10 protein-coding genes are annotated in these 18,839 nt (G+C 61.4%); 4 read left to right on the forward strand and 6 right to left on the reverse strand.

What is annotated here, in order from left to right; translation table 11 throughout:
- The 6 genes from ACIQJ2_RS05395 to ACIQJ2_RS05420 form a co-directional block, all read right to left on the reverse strand.
- The gene (locus ACIQJ2_RS05395; protein WP_400675555.1) at positions 1-5,976 is read right to left on the reverse strand and encodes an alpha-2-macroglobulin; all 5,976 of its coding nucleotides are present in this window, start codon (positions 5,974-5,976) and stop codon (positions 1-3) included.
- Positions 5,977-5,981: 5 nt separating this feature from the next.
- Positions 5,982-11,561, reverse strand: a complete 5,580-nt coding sequence (locus ACIQJ2_RS05400) for a lysozyme inhibitor LprI family protein (RefSeq protein WP_400675553.1) — start codon at positions 11,559-11,561, stop codon at positions 5,982-5,984.
- Between the two features lie 264 nt (positions 11,562-11,825).
- Positions 11,826-12,239: a curlin gene (locus tag ACIQJ2_RS05405; protein ID WP_199147745.1), complete on the reverse strand. Its 414-nt coding sequence runs from the start codon at positions 12,237-12,239 to the stop codon at positions 11,826-11,828.
- A 177-nt stretch (positions 12,240-12,416) separates the two neighbouring features.
- Positions 12,417-12,818, reverse strand: a complete 402-nt coding sequence (gene csgH, locus ACIQJ2_RS05410; RefSeq protein WP_400675551.1) for a curli-like amyloid fiber formation chaperone CsgH — start codon at positions 12,816-12,818, stop codon at positions 12,417-12,419.
- 71 nt (positions 12,819-12,889) lie between these two features.
- Complete coding sequence (locus ACIQJ2_RS05415) at positions 12,890-13,327, reverse strand: curlin (protein ID WP_199147741.1); 438 nt, start codon at positions 13,325-13,327, stop codon at positions 12,890-12,892.
- A gap of 151 nt (positions 13,328-13,478) precedes the next feature.
- Positions 13,479-14,435 (reverse strand): GlxA family transcriptional regulator, encoded by a 957-nt coding sequence (locus ACIQJ2_RS05420; protein ID WP_400675549.1) that lies wholly within the window; start codon positions 14,433-14,435, stop codon positions 13,479-13,481.
- An 82-nt stretch (positions 14,436-14,517) separates the two neighbouring features.
- Between ACIQJ2_RS05420 and ACIQJ2_RS05425 the strand changes: the two genes are divergently transcribed.
- From ACIQJ2_RS05425 to ACIQJ2_RS05440, 4 genes are all read left to right on the forward strand, one after another.
- On the forward strand, positions 14,518-15,183 hold the full coding sequence (locus ACIQJ2_RS05425; protein WP_400675547.1) for a DJ-1/PfpI family protein: 666 nt from the start codon (positions 14,518-14,520) through the stop codon (positions 15,181-15,183).
- A 170-nt stretch (positions 15,184-15,353) separates the two neighbouring features.
- On the forward strand, positions 15,354-16,238 hold the full coding sequence (locus ACIQJ2_RS05430; protein ID WP_400675545.1) for a hypothetical protein: 885 nt from the start codon (positions 15,354-15,356) through the stop codon (positions 16,236-16,238).
- Positions 16,235-17,716: a hypothetical protein gene (locus ACIQJ2_RS05435; RefSeq protein ID WP_400675543.1), complete on the forward strand. Its 1,482-nt coding sequence runs from the start codon at positions 16,235-16,237 to the stop codon at positions 17,714-17,716. The genes ACIQJ2_RS05430 and ACIQJ2_RS05435 overlap by 4 nt, the downstream gene beginning before the upstream one ends.
- A gap of 245 nt (positions 17,717-17,961) precedes the next feature.
- A complete protein-coding gene (locus ACIQJ2_RS05440) occupies positions 17,962-18,765 on the forward strand; it encodes a class I SAM-dependent methyltransferase (RefSeq protein ID WP_400675541.1) in 804 nt (267 codons plus the stop codon).
- Positions 18,766-18,839: the final 74 nt, after the last annotated feature.

Here is an 18,839-nt window from a genome sequence, read left to right on the forward strand (position 1 = left end):
CTACTTTGCAACGACGATCTGAGTAGCAGCGCTCGTTCCCTCCACGCCTTTTCTATAGATCGTTTCTGCGAGCGCCTGAGGCTGGGTATATGTGCCCGGGATCAGGGCGCGCGTCCGGTAGGCGAATGTGTAATTGCCTTTCGGAAGCGTGTCATAGGCACAGAAGACCTGATCGTCGCCATAGGAAACCCAGTCCGCCGCCAAAGTCGGCGCTATCGACGGTGTGGCTTCGGCGGGTGCGGTCGCAATGTTTGGATTAAGGGGATCCAGCCCTGCGGCAAGCGGCAGTGTGAGGGCTACATGCGTACGATCTTCGGAGACGACCAGATCAACCCGCTCCTCCAGCACATCGCCGACCTTCAGTGCGATCGTGCCGTTGGCATCGGGGCTGAGCTTCTCCAGAGGTGCATTGCCGGCGGGGACGCGGTAGAGCGTGCGGGTGAGGGCGAAGCCTTCACTGCGGGCCTGTGCCTTGTAGCCGGGTTCGGCGGGCAGGTAGCTCGTCTCGACCAGCGCGAGCGCCGGCGCCGCTCCGCCGTTGCGGATGGTGACGCTGCCCGAATCCAGCGAAACCTGCCGCAAGACAGGCGTATTGGCGTCGAGCGTCAGGGACTGCGCGTTGCCGTTCTGCGTCATCGTCAATGGCAACGGCGCGGTTGGCCGCTGCCAAACGGTTGCGAGTGCACGGACCGCGGCGGCTGTTGCGTTGGTCGAACCCCAGCCGTCGCCTTCACCCAATTGCAGCAGGGCATTTTTCAGAGCGGGGTAACGCGGATCGCCTTCGGAGGTCAAAGCCGCCGCACGCACCATTTCGGCAAGACTGCGGGTTTCCGAGGGCAGGATGATGGGATTGCCGTCATCCTCGGTCTGGCCGTTGTAGACCAGCTGGCCATCGCGAGAGAGAATGCGCACGCGCGACCACATTGCATCGGCCAAACCGGCGACCAGGCGCGGATCGGCGTCCGCCGCCCTTGCCGCCGCAGCCGTCATTCGAGCAACGCTGACATTCGGCATCTGGGCCGCGGCGCGAGCGAACTCCGCAGCATAGGCCGGATCGAGTTTGCCGCCATCCGCAAGTGCCGTCAGCGCCTCGACACGCTCGCGGATTTCGTTGCCGGTCAGCAGGTGCGGATAGTCCGACCTCAGAGATAGTTTGAGCACATTGGCAAGACGCTCCGTCAGAGCCTTGTCCGTCGGCTCGCCGGCCTTGTCTGCGGCAACCAGAAACGAATAGGCCCATGCCGTCAGCGTGACATTGCCTTTGCTGTGGGGCCAGAAGCCGACAAGCCCATCGGCATCGACCGCCTGGGTGATGGCCAGAACGGTGTTGTGAACGTCGCTATCGATACGCTTGTCGAGCCGTGCGGCAGCGAGGATGGGCGTGAAGTTCTTGAAGGCAAGGTCAGACGATGCCAGCGATATCCGCTGTTCCGTTGATCCGTAGGTAGATGCAACCAGGCTGTTCAGCCCCGCGACCAGTTTGACCATGGTCGGATCGGAGGTCAGCGTCACGACACGCTGGAACGATCCCGGGCGGATGCTACCCTGCGGCGTCGCCAGAGTTTTTTCTCCACCGGCGGGGATTTCGACAATCTCGTAATGCTTGGTGGGAATGCTGTCGGGTTTTACCGGCAGCGTGATCTCGACGGCATCTCGCGAGTGGTCGGCAAGGCGCTCGACGCCAAAACGCAGGCGCACATCGTCCTTGCCGGGCGTCTGCTGCGGCACGGAAGCAAGCACGCCGATATGCGCCGGCTTGTTCTGTTCCCAGGCGAAGGAAGTATCCTTGTCGCCGGCAAGTGCCAGGCCATCGGACTCTATGCTGGCAGCCCCTTGGCCGCCGCCGCCCTCGACCACGCGGGCAATCACGCCGGCTTCGAACTGATCGCCTTCGCGCAGGAAGCGGGGTAGCGCCGGCTGCGCCACGATTTCCTGGCGGATGAGCATTTCGCCGGTGCCGTAACCGAAGCGATCAGGTCCGCTAACCGCCTTTGCCCGCAACTTGAACACGGTCAGCGAGTCCGGAAGCTTGACTTTGATCTTGGCTGTACCATCAGGGCCGACCTTCACATCGGGAAGATAGATCGGCACTGGCGTAAAGTTCTTGCGGACGGAAATATTGTTATCCGTGCCCCAGTCCTCGCGCTCGTCACCTCCGGGCACTTCGTCGAGAGGAATGATGCCGAAGGCCATGTTGCGGGTATCGCGCAACGCCATTGTCGATTTGCGTTTGACGATGAAGTTCGGCAACGGATCCAGCGGCTGCTCGGTCGCCAGCGACAGGACGGCCTGATCGACCATCCAGAAAGTCGCGTCGCCCGAAATCGGCTGGCCGAGATCGTCAGCCAGATGCAGCGTCACTTCCACCTCGTCGCCTGGGCGGGCCTTCTTCGGATAGTCCAGCTTGACGGTAACCGTATTCTTGACCGGCTTGACGGTAACCGTCTTCGTCGCGGCGATCGTGACCGGTTTACCCTGGTCGAAAGGCGCGCTCGGCGAGGGTGCACTGTTATCGAGTCGTCCGCGCATGATGAGGAAGTGGACTGGCACTTCCGGCATCTGCTCCTTTCGGACTGGTAGCGCATAATGGCCGTAGCCGTCGGCAATATCGACCCAATTATAGCTGAACTTGCCTTCGGGCTCTTCGACGATCGCCAGAGCGTGCGCCGACTGGAAGGGAGACTGGATCAGCAGGTTGGCTGTCTCGCCCGGAATATAGCTGTCCTTGTCTGTCGTGACGATTGCGGTACGTGCCGGCGGCTGCGCCCATGTCACCGGCGTGGAGCCGCCGACGAAGAAGTCGACGCTCACCTGCTGTCGACGGCCGATGCGGTCGCTGGCTTCGAGCTGGATAATATAGACGCCAGCCTCCTTGGCTTCCAAAGCAAGTGTCTGAATATCCTTGGTGCTGGTGATCTTGCGTTCCAGCAGCGTCTCGTCGATCTCCTGCGTGACATATTTCGCCGAACCCTGGCTGAAATCGCTCGCTTGTAGGGTCGAAGTCCAGTTGCGATGGATCAGACGTGCGGTCATTTCGAGCCCCTCGACCGGCTCGCCGTTGCCATCAACCGCCAAAATTTGCGGCTCTATAGCGCCGGGCGCCGGCACATAGCGGGGCACTTTCAGGCCAAGCACGAACGGCGGAACTGCGTAGACATTGGTGATGCTACGCACCTGCAGATCGTCATCGCCTGTGACTGTTGCCTCGATCATATAGCGGCGCGGCTGCGCGGTAGGTTCGATCGTCGTGTCGAAGCTGATGCGCGAAGCGCCGCCGGCATCCGTGCTCCCGTCTTTCTCAAGTGCCGGCGAGGATTTGAATTCGCTGCCGCCGGCGTAACGGGAGTCCGTTGAGAAAAGGAAACCATCGTGCCCGGGAGGCGTCCAGTTGTAGGGATATTGGACAGCTCGCCAATGGATTGGCCGGTCTGCCAGCAATCCGCCGGCAAAGTAGCGGGCGATCAGATCGACGTTGAAGGACGCATCGAGCGGTACGGTCTGCGGGTTGTTGAGTACAACCTCGAAAGTCGGCAGCCGATAGGCCTCCTTCTTGAAGGAAATGCTGCCGCACTGGAGCGTTTGGTCGCTCGCATCGGCACTGTCGGCCGCCGCCGCTTGGGCGCTATCGGGTTGGCTGTCCTGCGCCGCGCCGTCATCGCCGCCGTTGCCGTTTGTCTGTCCGTCACCCGAATCGTCGCCATCGTCCGACTTCTGTGCCGGTTGATCGTCGTTCGTCGCCTTGGTCGGATCATCCGGCTCGAAATGAACCTGATAGTCGCCCGTTGCCGGCGTCGCAGCGTCGAACTTGTGATAGAAACTGCCGAATTCGTCCAACTTGACGGGTATGCGCCATTCCTGCTTGTCGGGGCCGGTAATCACAAGCTGGCCGCCAGTCCGCGCAAGGTTCAGATGACCACCGAGATAGCTGCGGACATAGCCCTTGATATGGACCGGTTCCTCGGGGCGATAGATCGGCCGCTCGGTGAAGACGTGGCAAAGCGTACGGGCCTGTTCGGTGCGATCCGCGTCCGGATTGGTGGTCCAGTCCAGCCACGAGGTCGATGGTTTGGTCCAGTTGCTCTGGGCATATTGAGCCGGGGCGTGATCGGGATCGATGACAAGCGTATCCAGCCCCTTCGTCACGATGACGCGGCGAATTCTGGCTTCGGTGCGTTGCTTGAGATCCCAGGAAAAGAAGCCCTTGGGGTCCGTCGTGCCGGTGGAAAGCATGACAAATTTGCCGTCGCGCATGCCATCAAGCCGAATCTGTGCGCCATCGATCGGATTGCCCGTCGCAAGCGAGGTGACTGCGAAGCGCACGCGGTCCGGTTCTTCGACGGCACTCAGAGTGAGGTCGGTCACCTGGACACGTAGCCAGTGGCGGCTCTGGTCGTCCACTGCGCGCAGCCCGATCAGATATGTACCGGGTTGATCGGGGCCGAGAACCTTGGCGAATAGCGGCTTGAGGTCTAGGCCAAACTTGCTATTCACGCCACCTTTTCGGATTGGCAAGTCCACGAGCTGCGATACGGCAGGCGAGCCTAGATTCTTGATGCGCGCAGCGACCGCGTCGCTCGAAATATCGTCGATCCCAGACCACTTCTGGGGCTCCTTGCCCGGCAGCGGCGGCTGGTCGTCATCCTTCGTATCGAGGCCCGCTTGCGGGAAAGGCCAGAAATCGCGCGACAGCGGATCAATTGCATGGATCCTTATGTCGGCCCGGTCATAGCCGCGACCGCGCAAGGGGACAAGCTGCGGACCGAAGCGCTCGACCACACCCTGCGAGGCGTCCCAGGCGAGCGATGCCGGCTCCGGCGAAAACGCGAATTTCCGATTGAACGCAGCAGCCAGCGGCCTGCCGCGGTCGTCGTGCACGGCGCCGGCGGCGACGTTGAGAGTGTAGACCTTGTCCGTCAAAAAGCGGCCGTGGATGTAAAGCCGTCCGTTGCTCGCCTGCGCCGTCAGGTCGTCGACGGGGGGAGTGATGCGCAGGGCATCGCGGGCGGAGAGCTGGTCCCCGGCGACGGGATTGCCGGAAAACCGGAAGATCAGGCTGCGGCCCTGAGCCGAACGGGCCGTATGCGCTTCCGCATTTCCCTCATCGCTCGAGTCGCCGTCGCCATCCGAGCTGCTGGCCGTCGCGCCAGACGTGCAGCGCATGATGCCGTCGATCGTCGCGGTGTCGAAGCCTCGCCCGCAATCCGAACCCGTCATGGTGAAAGGAATAGTGGTGCGCACGCGCAGCTCGAAGATCTGATCGGCAAAGTCCGGAGTGTCGGCGAGTTTCAGCCGCACAAGAACGACACGGCCATCCGGCACGGCGTTGCGAAGCTTCACGACATAGGATTGCTGAGCGCTGCGCGCTGCGCGTTCGAGTGGTTGGATGTCGAAATCTTGCGCACCCAAAGTCAAACCGCCTTCGTCGCCAATTCCCGGTGACGGCCGCACCTCGATCGACAACAGGCGTTTTAGCGCGGTAGTATCGACGGGTTCGGCAAATGTCAGCGTAACCTGATCGAGGTCGTTGACCGGATCCGCATCGGCGGCGGGAATGGTGGCGACGGGCAGCGGCAGCAGCGGTATCAGTTCGGCTTCGCTGCCGGCCTCACCACTATGGCCGACCATCTTCACCTTGACGCGATCGAGCGGTTTCCACTTGTCGGCGGGGCGGAATTGCAGGGCGCGGGGACCAAGCCATTGCCAGGCGCCCGCAGCTTGCGGTTCCATCGTAACGAGGCGATCGGGAGCGTCTTCGGGGCCGCCCGCTTTCGAGCCAGTGTCGCTCGGAAAGAAAATCGTCACTGGGTCATAGGCCCGCAGAAATCTCTCGGGCACAATCTTGACGCCATCGGCTCGCTGCAAAACATCGAGGCTCAGCGGTGCGGCCGGTTGCTGCGCCTGGGCAGTCGCCACCAGTGCGGAAGAGGCCACGGACAGGGCGATGAGAAATGCAAGCTTCTGGATTGGCTTTTTCATTGGCTTCACTTCGATCCCGAGGGCTTCAAACCGGCATTTTGCAGATAGTCATTGACGACCTCAGGCGGAGGACCCGCCGGTGGTGGTGATAGCCCAACGACAGCGGGCCTGACGACGAGCGTTGGCGCATCCGCGGGGGCGCGTGCTTCCAGCAGATAAGTGCCCGGTTCGAGCTCCTTCAGCTGGTTGACGCTTTCGCCGAGGACCTGACCCTTGGCATCGAGCAAGCGGCCGATAACCCGATCGGGATCGGAGCGCAGGCCGACGCCGATATTTCCCTTGCTCTTGACGTCAAATCCGAAGAGGGCGGTTGCGCCAGGCGCGAGCACTGTCGGGGTGCCGACACCGTCGCTTAGGGGAATGACAGGCGTCGCCAGGATATCCGCAGTGCCGGACAGTGGCCCCTCGTGCGTTGAGTATAGTGTCAGCACCGCTCCGCCGGGCGCGACATAACGATGAAACGCAGCGCCCATGGGGAATAGTTGCAGATCATGGCGCCCATTCTGCGCGAGATCGACGATCACTGGCGCGTCGGTGCTGACATCGAGAACCATCGGCTGGGCCGGAGCGAGACGGAAGGCCATGGCCTGGCCCTCCAGCACGGCGCTGTGAGGAAGATCGATCGATTTCGGCTCAGGTTTGGGCCAGGGCGAATTGCCGTCGCGCTCGAGCCACAATGCCACAAGCCCGGCCCCATGATCGAGGATCAGCTGGCCGGGGCCTGATAGGGCGATGTTTTGCCCACGCAGAACCTTGCTGTCGCTCGCGACAAAGGTCGCGTTGCCACCGGAAACATTCAGGATGTCGCCTTTCGTCGCGTCCACGGGGATGGCCTCCGACCCTGCTGTGCCGAAGAAGCGACGCAGGATCTGATCGGCGCCAAGTGTCATGGTTTGCCCAGGCGACAGGCCGATGCGGGCAGATGCCGGTGCATTGCTCAGGTTGACCAGCCGAACCTCATTGGCTGATGTGGCGACGGTGCGTGACAGCGGCGTGGAGCCTGACCAGACATTCAACGGCTCAGGATCGGATGGGCCGGCGACCACCGCTATGCCGGGTGCCAGATCGAGCGTCAGCCGCTTCGCTCCCGCCGGCAGTTTGACGGGCCGCGCGCTGAGGGCCGGTATGGGGGCGGCATAGCTGCCGTCGAGCGTGACTCCCTCGATTTCGGCCGCATCGATGGAGCTGAGCCGAAGTTGCAGGCTTTCATCGCTTCCGGCATTCCATAGATGGAGATCCTGACCACCAGCCAGGGCAACGGCGCTATTGGCGCCGACACCCATGCCGCGTCCGGCATTGAGCCCAGGCTGTCCAAAGGCTGATTGCGCCAACCACAGCCGGACCTTGCCTTGCGGCGGCGCCTCGGCAGGAAGATTGGCCTGATCGCCTGCGGGCAGCGTCAGCGCAATCTCGCCATCGAGCTTTGCCGGCGTTGCTCGCACCGAGCCGTCCTTGCGGGAGACCAACCATAAATGGTCCGATTGCGGAGCAAAGAGTCCCGAGGTGACAGAGGTAAGTGGGCGATCAGCACTTGCGCCGGCAAGCAGATCCCCGGCGGCATCCAGCTGGACCAGCCCTGCGGCCGGCACTTGCGCGAGTGCGACGTTCACAGTCAAGCCAAGGCCTTCGATGGACGCAGGTTCGAGCGCGACGTCGCCGAGCGCGCCCAATGGGCGGGAGACGCTGTTCGTGCCGATTTTGATCGGAGCCGAACCGCCATCGAGGGTCCACACGGATGCGCGCCATTTGGTTCCGCTCCCGGAGCTGGGCCAGGCGATAAAAGGCGTATGGCCGTGGGCAAAGGCTTGCGGCTTCCAGCTTCCATCGGCTGCCAATGTGTCGACTGACAGAACCAGCTCGCTGGTGGACTGCGCGGCTACGAGCGCGAGACCATCCTTCTCTTCCGTCGGCAACGGGAAGGTGAAAACGGAGTTGCCGGTGACGTCGACGCTGCCGTTTGCTGCTAGCGCCGGCTGCGGCAGTTCCTTCGGCAGGGCAAATTGAACCTCTATATTCGAGGAGTTCGACTGATCGTCGCCTTCCGCCTGCTGATCGCCATCGCTTGATGTCGTCTGATCGTCCGAACTGCTGCCCGATGGGCTGCTCGCGGCGGCTGCTTGTTCCAGGCTGAGCGTATAGGATCCAGCCGCCAGCCGGCGTGAAAGGGCGATATTCCAGTCGTCGCTGCGGCCGGATAGCCGTTCTATCACGGTTCCGTCCGAGCCTTTCAGGACAGCCTTCAGCTCCCTGCGGCCGAAGGTGCCGAGGCTGACGACGCGATCCTTTTCGACGTTGAAGGAGAGCACGCCGGGCAGGTCGACGAAGCGCGTTTCGCCAGGCTGCAGATCCCTGGTGTTCAGGGTGATTTCATAGTCCAGCCGGTCGTCATGGGCGAGGCTGCTGAGCTCGATGCGATAGTGCCCTGGCTTCAATTTTCCGCTGAATTTCGGGCTGGCGGCAAATCTCGCAATTTGCTCCTGGTCACCGCGGATCAGGGTGCCGATCATGCCCTCGGTCAGGTCGATGCTGACATCGGCATCGGCGGCGAGATCGAATGTCCAACTGTCTGGAGTGCGGGCGTCGCCTTTGCCCTGCGGCTCGCGCCACTGGAATTTCTGGGCTTGGTTGAAGGCCAGTGCATGCGGTCCGTGACCTTGCAGTTGCGGCGGGTCGACGATGGTCGTCAACCGGGCGACAAACCGGGTGTCGACCTCGCGCGGCTGGATCACGAGGCGATAATGTCCCGGCGCGAAATCCTGCGTGATGGTGGAGAGAGGACCGGGAGCCGTCAGCGGCCAACCGTCGGCATCCTCCAGACGGGCCGCAAGATCGCCCCCGAGTGCATAGAGATCAAGCTGATAGGACCCCGCCTTGGCGATTTCTATCGGTACGATGCCGCCGCTGGCGCTGGACAAAACACCGCGACTGCTGCCTTCGGGAACCAGCATCGCCGCCTGCGCAAGCGAGGCTTGGATCGCTCCGATGCCGAGATGGCCCGAGGAATTTTGCACGGAGACATCGACTTGATAACTGCCGGCCCGCAAGTAGGTCAGCAGCAAGGCATTGTGGCCATCACCATTGTCGGAGGCACCCCCGAGTGAAGGCACGGTCGACGTCCCCAGATCAAGCGATGTCTGCAATCGCCCGAATGTTTCGATGCGATAGAGGCCGCCTTCGCCCACATTGAGCTGATAGGATTTGTGTGCGTCTTCCGCGAGATCGAGAAATTGCTTTTGACCCGCATTCAGGACGGAAGGAGCGGACGGCCGCACGATCTTGCCGGGAGCTGCCGTGTCCGGCTGCCAGCGGACGGCGATGGCGCGAGCCGTGGAAACGGCGGGGAAGCGCAGGGTAAGCACTCGCCCCGTGGCATCGGCATGTTCGTTGCTGACGGCGAAAGCGATGGGTGCGTTGCGCGTGTCGATGGCGGATATGACGCCACCGGCAGGCGCATCAACGTCGATGCGCAGATCGGCCGGCGAGGCTGGGCGTTGAAGCGCGGCTCCGCCATTATCGGATTGGTCTGAGCTCGGTGAGGAAGCGCCGGCTGCTTGCCAAAGAGCAAGGGGTCTGCCCGCCAGATCTGCCGGGAGGGCGACAGCGCGCGGTCCGGTCAACAGGTTCGGGGCAGCATTGGTGAGGAGTTCCAGACTTGTCGCCGACCGGGCTTCCTGAATGCCGAAGGAAACGGTGGTGCGAGCCGGGGAGGCGGGTTGGACTGGCACTGTGAGACCCGGCGTCCCAAGCGTCAGATCGACGATGCCGCTTGCATTATCTTTCGGCAAAAGGCGCAGCAGATAATAGCCTGCGTCGAGATCATAGCGCTCGGGGTTCTTTCCGTCCGCGCGAGGCGCGTTGCCGAGAAGAATCGGGCTGATATCGGCGTGCAGGGCCACGCCCGAGGTATGAACCCCGATTTGACCTGCTTGCGCCATCTCGAACAGGAGCGAGGTCGGACCACGCAAATTGAAGCGCTGCCGCCAGGCTTGCCCGGGGCCGAGAAGAGGCATGTCCGTGGCGACGACGCTGGCTTTGCCGGAGCTGTCGTTGCGCACGAGCAAGGCGGTGGCAGGAATCTCGTCGCCGCCTTCTCCCGCAACATCCATGCTGATGAGATTGGGCACCGAGCCATCGAATTGGGTTTGAGTGCTGAAACGCAGACCGCGAACTCTGAAATTCTGGCCTTCATAGCCCGATATCTCGACGATGCCGGGCTTGGCGTCCGTGGGCAGCGCCAGCGTGGCCGATGGCTCGCGGCTGGACTTGCCGATGGCAGCACTTCGAAATGCGTAGGTGTTGCCTGATATCCTGCCTGCGCGAAGAGTGGCCGGCGCCGATTGCGGCAGATCCAGTCGGAATCGGTCGAAATCTGCGGGTGCCTCGAAGCGTACCGACCCAAAAGGTCCGATGACGCCTTCCGCGATCCCGGCGGCAAGCGACATCGGGATGCCGGTGCGAATGTGGAACGGTTGTGCCGTATCCGAATTTGCCCAGGCCAGCTTCTCGCCGCCGTAGGCGGTAACGAGATAACGTCCCGGCTCGGTCGTGCCGGTCAACGTGGCGCGTGTCATCGAGAGACCGGGCTTCACTTCAAAGACCGAAATCGTCGGCGAAAGCGGAACGATGTTGGCGCCCTGGCGCCAAAGCCGCAGATCGTGAAGGGACCGCCCGACGGCGTCGACATCCACACGTCCGGATTCGGGAACATCGATCCAGAATGATCTTTGCTGGAGATCGCCGAGATCCGCATTTACCGGGGTGTCGCCGGTCAGGACCGCGTCAGATTGTTCAAGCTCCTGATAGGCCTCCGCGGTGAGTTCAACCTTGCCGGATGCTCCCTTGGCTCCGAAAACGCGTATCTTGTATGTCCCCTTATCGAGCAGCGCATCGATCCGCCCGTCGCTGACGCCGGGTGCGCCCATTCGCTCCCCCGGCCCGGTCATCATGTCGACGAGCTGGAGCGCGACGCCCGAACTGCTATGGGCGCGAATGGCGACGCGCCCCGGCCCAGCGACGGTCATCAGCGTGCTGCCGTCCTGGTCGGCCGGGAAGCTGTTCGACGCCAACTGCGGTTGGGGTAAAGGCTCCGGAAGGGAGCGCGGGGAAGAGACTTGTGGCGCTGCCGCGGGTGCCGATGTGACCCGATAAAGCCCTCCGGGGACTTGCGTCTCTTTCACCGTTGACTTCGACGGTTCGACAGATGGGCTCGGATTCGACGCGTTGTCGCTCGCCAATGAATGCGGCGCGTTCAGTTCGACAATCCGTGCCTGATAGATCGTCAGCAAGCATTTGGTCAGATGAGCCGGATTGGAATCCGTGCAGGATTTGTTTCGATCCGACAGCCAGCGGCGTTGCTGCTGCTTCAGTTCGGCAAGCTTTGCCGGATCGCCGCTGAGATCGCTCGTCGCCTGTCGATAGGCGGCCGCCAGGCTCGTGTCCTGAGCAATCAAGGGTGGTGAGGCGCAAATTGCTTTTTCGACGGCAGTCTGAGCCTTGGCGCAATCAAAGGATTGCGCCTGGCAAACTGCCGAGAAAAGTCCACAACCAAGGGCAACAAGCACGCGCAGGTTGGAGGCGGAGGCCATGGATAACTCGTCCTTGAAGATGCCAGCTTGCTAGTCAATATGGGCTATCTTTCATCAAGACAAGGGTGCAGCCGCGCTACTCCATATCTCCAAGGCAGGGAGAGGACATTAGATGTGGGCAAACGATACTGAAAGGAAATTCAAGCCGTTCACCATCCGTGCCGATGAAGCGATATCAACCGTCGGTCGCATGCCGGGCCAGTCAGCCCTGCGGCAGTGGCGATGCCCGCGCAATCGCCTATCTGCTTCGGAACGGAAAAGCGGTTACCACCCATAGCTGAAGGTGGCGCCGCTCCCGCCATTGCCGTCCTGAACCACATCTGTGCTGGTATTTCTTCCGAACTGGAAGATGCCATAGGCGTTGTCATTGCCGTTCTGACGCAGGCTGGCGGAGTGTCCGTTGCCGCGTTGCTCGATAACGCCGAGGTTGCCTCGGCCATATTGAGCGATGCCGGCGAGGTTTCCACGACCCAGCTGACGGATATCGGCATCGCGAAACCCGCGATACAGCGAATAGACACGAAGGCCGGTCGAGAAGAGGTCGGCATCTTCGGCGTTGTCCGGAGCGACATTCACAGAAATCCGGCCTCCGGCATAAGCCGGCGTGGACAAGGTTGCCTGCCCGATGCAGCCGGCAAGAAGCGTAACGGTTAGGATCTTGAACATGTTGCGGGTCATCCTGATCTCCATTGCCCGGCTCCATCAGCCGATAACCAACCTTCGCATCCTGCGGCTGAACCCAAACGGAATTGGCTGTTCAGTTATCGTTCAATTTCTCGCCGGGAGGCTGATATCGCGAAGGGCGCCGGTTTGCCGGCGCCCTTCGCGATGACGTGGGTCGAAGTAAATATCCGGTCAGATCGCGCTGCCGATCCGCTGGGTGCAGCGGACGCTATTGCCGCCGGCAGTCACATCGAGCGTCGCCCGATAACCGGCGCCATTGGAGCCGAGCGAGACCGAGCCGAGCGTGGCGGCACGCCCCGGAGCGGCATCGAAGGCGCCGCTTTGATCGATGTTGGAACCACCTGTACCGCCCACGCTTTCGACGTGGAAGCGATAGGTGCCGCTGATGGGCGCATCGGTTCTTGCGATAGCCTGAAGGGCTACCATGCCCGCTTGCGGCGTGACGCGGATTTCGCAACGCAGGGGACCCTCGGATTGCCCGGAAGTTGCCATGGCCGCCAGTGCGCCGGCCGGAAGCAGTATCAGGGCGAGCGCAGTCGCAAGACGGCGCGGGGAGTTGACGATATGTGGCATGGTTCGTCTCCTTGACGTTCCGTCACCGCGGCCGAGGGGTGTTTCCCGGCCCGCGCGGCCGTTGCTACGGGTTACGGGCAAGCCTGGACGAAGGCGGCGACATTGCCGCTGCCGCCCTGGTTGACATTGGCGCTGCAGCCGTTCCCGACCTGAACGCCGGCTGCAATATTACCATTGCCGTCCTGGGTTAGGATGGTTGTGTGGTTGGAACCGAACTGGCCGATGCCGGCGACGTTGCGGTCGCCATTCTGATAGGTGGCGCCGTAGTTGCCGTTGCCTTCCTGACCGACGGCTGAGAGATTGTGGCGGCCATATTGCTGGCCGACCATTCTATTGTAGCCGCCGTTCTGATAGGTCCTGATCCGGTTCGAATATCCATGCTGGGCGCCACCGGCCGAGTTGGACCAACCATATTGTTCGATACGCACATCATTGGCCATGGCCGGGGCGGCGGCGGTAAAGCCGACGAGAGCGACGAGTGCGGTTGCGATGAAAGAATTGCGGATCATGACTGCGTCTCCTTTGGCGGACGGGACCGCGTTTGAACGATCTCTTTTTAGATCCGGCAGTTGGAATGGATGCTGAAGGGACCATTCAGTTGGCATTCATTCGCAAGTGCGACCGCAGAGACAGGTTCGCTCCCGAGACGCTGCCGGATGGCTAAAGAGAAAAGCGCTCTCGATAGGCCTGTGGACTGACGCCGAATTGTCGCTGGAAGGCGCGTCGCATTGTTTCCTCTGCCCCGAAGCCGCAGCGAAATGCGACGCGACTTATATGCGCTCCCTGTTCAAGCTGCCGCCGGGCGCTTTCCAGCCGCATTTCCTCCACGGCGCGTGCAGGGGTGCGTCCGGTCGTGCGGTGATAATGGCGTGAAAAGCTGCGCACGCTCATGCCTGCCCTCTCGGCGAGATCCGGAAGCGACAGCGGATGCTCCAGGTTTTCAACGATCCAGGCATGCAGCTCGTCGAATCGGTTGGCTTTGTCCTGAAGCTGCAACGCGGCACTGAATTGCGATTGCCCGCCGGGCCGCTTCATGAAGACGACCAGTTGACGCGCTACGGTCAATGCAGGCTCACGGCCGAGATCGGCTTCCACCAGTGCCAGCGCGAGATCGATGCCCGCCGTGACACCGGCAGAGGTCCAGATATTGCCGTCGCGGATGAAGATCGGATCTGCTTCCAATCGCACCTTCGGGAAGCGGGATCTGAACTCCTCGCAGCGTTGCCAATGCGTGACCGCACGCCGCCCGTCGAGCAGGCCGGCGGTCGCAAGCAGCAAGGCGCCGCTGCACACGGAGGCGGTTCGTCGTGCCGCCTGCGTTCGCATCCTGATCCACTCGACCAGCCGGTTGTCGTCGCAGGCGGCATAGACGCCCCAGCCGCCGGGAATGATCAGCGTATCGAGTGGCGCATCCGTCGGCGACAATGGTTGGGCAACAATCGAAAGGCCGGACGAGGTTTTCATCTGGTCGGCCAGACCGACGACGACCGGCTCATAGGGCGCAGCGCGGCCGGCTATCCTGGCCATATCGTTTGCCGAGGCGAAAACCTGCAAGGGGCCAGCGACGTCGAGAAGTTGGCTATCGGCAAAGGTGAGAATTTCGATGCGTCGTGACATTTTGGCGTAAACCGAGGGGTAAATGGCAATCGCGCCAAAGCTTGACCTGCTAGGCTTTCGAAAGTCAACCCGGAGATCTCAAATGACCTTGCATATCGGCCTCCTCGCTTTTCCCGGCGTTCAGCAGCTCGACCTCACGGCACCCTACGAAGTATTCGCCTCCGCGCAGGGCACAAAGGTTCATCTCGTTTGGAAGGCAGTGGAGCCGCTCACTTCGTCAACCGGCCTCGAACTCAAGTCGACCGTGAGTTTCGCCGATTGCCCGAAACTGGATGTTTTGTGCGTGCCAGGCGGCAGCGGCATCAATGCATTGTTGCGCGACCACGTCGTATTGGAGTTTGTTCGTCACCAAGCGCAATCGGCGCGTTTCGTCACCTCCGTCTGCACGGGATCGCTGGTCCTCGGCGCCGCCGGACTGCTGAAAGGCAAGAGAGCCGCGACGCATTGGAATGCCATGGATTTTCTGCCCCGCTTTGGCGCGACCGCAGTCGATGAGCGGGTCGTGCGCGATGGCAACCTGATTACCGCCGGCGGTGTTACTTCGGGTATCGATTTCGCGCTGACCGTCATCGCTGAATTGTTTGGCGAGACCGAAGCCCGCACCGTACAGCTGTCCCTCGAATATGCGCCGGCCCCACCATTCGAGGCCGGCCTGCCGAGGCAGGTAACGTCCGATATTCTCGCCGTGGCGCAACGGCGCATGGCCGGATCGAGAGCTCAGAGAGAGCAGATTCTCGCCCATCTTTGAACAGGCCATCGAAGCAAGGACAGACCATCTGCCGCCCTGGTCACAACCAAAGGGCGGCGGCATGTTGAAATCGAGTTGCGAGGGCAATAGGCTAGGCAAATATGCGGGTCTGGATTTCGTGTTGCGGGAACGTCCAGTCTCATCTCAGTGAAAGCCACGGGGGCACTGGAATGAATTCGAAGCGTCGCGGCGTTCTTGCATTCCTGGCCGGGCTTGTCCTGGGGCAGCCGTCCTCCAGCAGTGCATCGAGCAAATCCTCAGTCTTTGCCACGGCCCGTTCCAGTTACAAGCCGCGTCACGTCCTTTGTTTTCTCGGTGGGGAAAACGGCCTTGAGGCGCTCGAGCAGAGTGCTCGCGCCGGTATCGACGCGCTCGGCGACGGCTTTTCCGTCGATGAGGACTATTCGCGGGACAAGCCCGACGATCGTATGGTTCGGTCCTTCAATATTTGTTGGGATCGTGTCGATCCCGAAGCCTATCAGAAGACTGACGAGGATGCGGTCGCCACGCACGGATCGGTGCTGTACGTCCTTGGCCCGTCGATGACAGCAGAGACGGCGGTGGCAACATCGGCAAAAGCCCTGCTGTTCGTACAACACATGCTCGACCATGGTGCTGTCGCTGCAAAGGGAGAAAGCGCGGGCGTCGCCCATGGCGTGCAGCGATGGAAGGAGCTTTCCGAACAAATGCGAAAGGCTGCGGCCTCCGATGATCTGCCAGCCGTTGCGCGGGCTTGTCGCCTCGCCCTTGCGCGCCGGCCCATCGGCGACGATGCCGATGGAATGGCGAGCGTTGGATTTCATCTGGTCGGCTTGCCTGATGTTTTGATTACCGTCGGCCGGAAGGACGACCAGCCGGGGACCACCAATGCCGAACAGCTCAAAATTGCCGCCCTGATCGACGAGATCGCCGATGAGATGGTGAAGGATGGCGTCGAGGTCGCGTTGAGGCGTCGTCACATCGAACTGTCTGACGACACGCGCTACGAGGAGAACGAATATAAATTCAATCCCTTCGGCGTTGCCACGGTAGCTGAGCCATGGAGCGCCGAATGAAGATCGCGGACTTCAGAAAGACGTTATCCTCGCTCTGCGTCCTTGCGGCACTGTCGAGCCCCGCCTGGGCCGGCGATAGCGTGACGGTTCCGGGTTATGCACCGGTAACCGGGGTCGAGCGCAGCTACCGTATTCAAAAGGCGACCGAAAGCGACATGTCGCTCTGGTTCGACAAGCCAGACGCCGCCGCCGTGATCACCCGCGGCGAGTTTCGTCAGCGCATGACCGTTCTCGCGCGCGATAGCAACGGTATGCGGGTTCGCTGGTCCCTCAGCGCTGATCTGCCGGACGGCGTCGCGGGTGCCGCTGACACCTATCAAATGAACCCGCTTTATCGGAATTCTCTCACCGCTTATGGCGTTGATGCCCTTGAAGTGGAAACGGATCTGAACGGCTTTCCAAACGGTTTGCCCGGTGCCGACCAGATATTGGCGAATATGCGCAAGATGGCGACGAATGGACCGGGTGGAGTCGCCGCCTCGCCACAGAGCGGCGTCTATGACATCATCGAGGGTATTCAGGAAAACCCCATTCAAATTGTCACTGCCCTGGCGCCGGAAGCGCAGTCGCTTGCCGCAGGGCAGGCTTATCAAGATGAGGTTATGGAGATCGGGAAGCCCCTGACCGCTTCCAGAACCGAGGAATATGGCGATGTCAGCATCCCCGTCACATCGACCTGGATCCTGGAATCCACCGATGCAGCGGCGCACACGGCAACTGTTTCGGTCCTGGACGAATATGATCCAACAGCATTCGCGCAGTCGCAAAAGGGGGCAATCGACAAGTTCCTGGCTGCTTTTGATGAGCGAGTGAAAGGCCTGACGACCGATCAGCTGGCGTCCGTCAAACGGGCCGGCAAGACGCGAAGCGCGAAGTTCGTTGTGTCCCTCAACGACGGCTCCGCCGTTGAGCTAACAGAAACCATAACGATCATGTCAGCAGGATCGACGTTCCGGACCTACCTGCACATCAGACGCGAGGATGTGACAGCCACTCTGCCGGTTCCGGCCATCTTGACAGCAGCAGACTTGCGCGTGCCGAATTTGCAGATCGAGCCACTAAAGCCGGCCGATGCCGCGTCAGATAGTCTTGACCTTCCGTCTACATCGCCCGCTGCTGCGACAACATCGCAAGAGCAGGTGACGGCGGCAGGCAATGATGCAGAAAAGACGATCGCGCCTGTGTGGCTCGAGGCGAAGAGTGCGCAGGTTGTCAAAGCGTCCAACGGCTATGGATATGAACTGGATATCGTCCTTACGCCGGAAAGTGCCGAGACGTTTCGCAAATTCACTCTGGCGGCGCTCGGTCGGCAAACACAGGTGTTGATCGACGACAAGGTCGTCATCGAGCCTTGGATAAGGGAGCCGATCATGGACAGCCATCTCCGGCTGACAGACACCAATATGACGGCGCTGCGGACCATGGCCGAAAAGCTGTCCGGGTCGGGAACAAGAATTCTCGTGCGAACTCGCTCGTGACGAGACGATTACCAAAGCGCTCGACCTTGAATGCGCCGAACATCGATGATAGGCCGGGCTTCCATATCGGAGTGCCCTGACAGTGATCCTCTAAGCTTAGATCAACGCACATATCTCAGCGCGGCAGCCTTTAGGCTGAGCGAAGCGTGTGTTCGTCGATCCTACGGCTCATTTCACTTTTCAAGCAGATATGCCGGGTAGGGCGTTTGCGCCCGTTACGGCTTGGCAACGATATAGAGGTTTCAATGCCATCTTCAAATTCAGCATCATTGGATGTTTATGCTCTCAATCAGTCCGCATGGGACAGGCTCGCCGTCAGCGATTGTGAGTGGTCGCGCCCTGTCGCGCCGGAAATTACGGCCGCCGCCAAGCGCGGGGCGTGGTCGGTTCGGTTGACCCCCAGCGAATTGCCGAGCCACTGGTTGGGAGACGTGAAGGGCCGGCGCATCTTGTGCCTGGCATCCGCCGGCGGCCAACAGGCGCCTGTGCTGGCGGCCGCAGGCGGCGAGGTGACGGTTTTCGATGCCTCCGAAAAGCAGCTTGATCTGGATCGCAGCGTTGCGGCGCGCGATGGGTTGAAACTGACAGCAATTCAGGGGGATATGCGCGATCTCTCCCGCTTTGCCGATGAGACCTTCGATATCGTCTTCAATCCGATTTCCAATCTCTACGTTCCCGATATCAGGCCCATTTGGCGCGAATGCCATCGCGTGCTGAAGCCGCAGGGACGTTTGCTGAGCAGCTTCTATAACCCCGTCGTCTTTATCGGAGATCGCGATCCGGCCCTGATGAAGGAGGGGCTTATCCGGCCTGTCTTCACGATACCTTATGCCGATGTGACGGATCTCGACGCGGCCACGCTGGAAGCGAAACTGGCGCGGGGCGAAGCCCTGGTGTCGGGGCATAGTTTGTCCGATCAGATTGCAGGACAGATCGAGGCGGGTTTCCACATCGCCGGCTTTCTGGAAGACCGGCAACCCACGCCGCGCTTTCTCATAGACAAATTCCTGCCGACGTTCATCGCGACTTTGGCGCTGAAGGCAGCTTAGAGCCCTTCCGTTCGTAGTGCGTAAGAACGCAAGAAGATTAAGCGTTTCCGCGATACAAAGAAAAGCGGAAACGC

This window comes from Rhizobium sp. NPDC092011, from assembly GCF_044756305.1.
Lineage (GTDB): Bacteria > Pseudomonadota > Alphaproteobacteria > Rhizobiales > Rhizobiaceae > Rhizobium.

Bases quoted from the DNA above. Each gene is read 5' to 3' on its own strand.
- ACIQJ2_RS05395 (WP_400675555.1), bottom strand. From the start codon at position 5,976: ATGAAAAAGCCAATCCAGAAGCTTGCATTTCTCATCGCCCTGTCCGTG.
- ACIQJ2_RS05400 (WP_400675553.1), bottom strand. From the start codon at position 11,561: ATGGCCTCCGCCTCCAACCTGCGCGTGCTTGTTGCCCTTGGTTGTGGA.
- ACIQJ2_RS05405 (WP_199147745.1), bottom strand. From the start codon at position 12,239: ATGACCCGCAACATGTTCAAGATCCTAACCGTTACGCTTCTTGCCGGC.
- csgH (WP_400675551.1), bottom strand. From the start codon at position 12,818: ATGCCACATATCGTCAACTCCCCGCGCCGTCTTGCGACTGCGCTCGCC.
- ACIQJ2_RS05415 (WP_199147741.1), bottom strand. From the start codon at position 13,327: ATGATCCGCAATTCTTTCATCGCAACCGCACTCGTCGCTCTCGTCGGC.
- ACIQJ2_RS05420 (WP_400675549.1), bottom strand. From the start codon at position 14,435: ATGTCACGACGCATCGAAATTCTCACCTTTGCCGATAGCCAACTTCTC.
- ACIQJ2_RS05425 (WP_400675547.1), top strand. From the start codon at position 14,518: ATGACCTTGCATATCGGCCTCCTCGCTTTTCCCGGCGTTCAGCAGCTC.
- ACIQJ2_RS05430 (WP_400675545.1), top strand. From the start codon at position 15,354: ATGAATTCGAAGCGTCGCGGCGTTCTTGCATTCCTGGCCGGGCTTGTC.
- ACIQJ2_RS05435 (WP_400675543.1), top strand. From the start codon at position 16,235: ATGAAGATCGCGGACTTCAGAAAGACGTTATCCTCGCTCTGCGTCCTT.
- ACIQJ2_RS05440 (WP_400675541.1), top strand. From the start codon at position 17,962: ATGCCATCTTCAAATTCAGCATCATTGGATGTTTATGCTCTCAATCAG.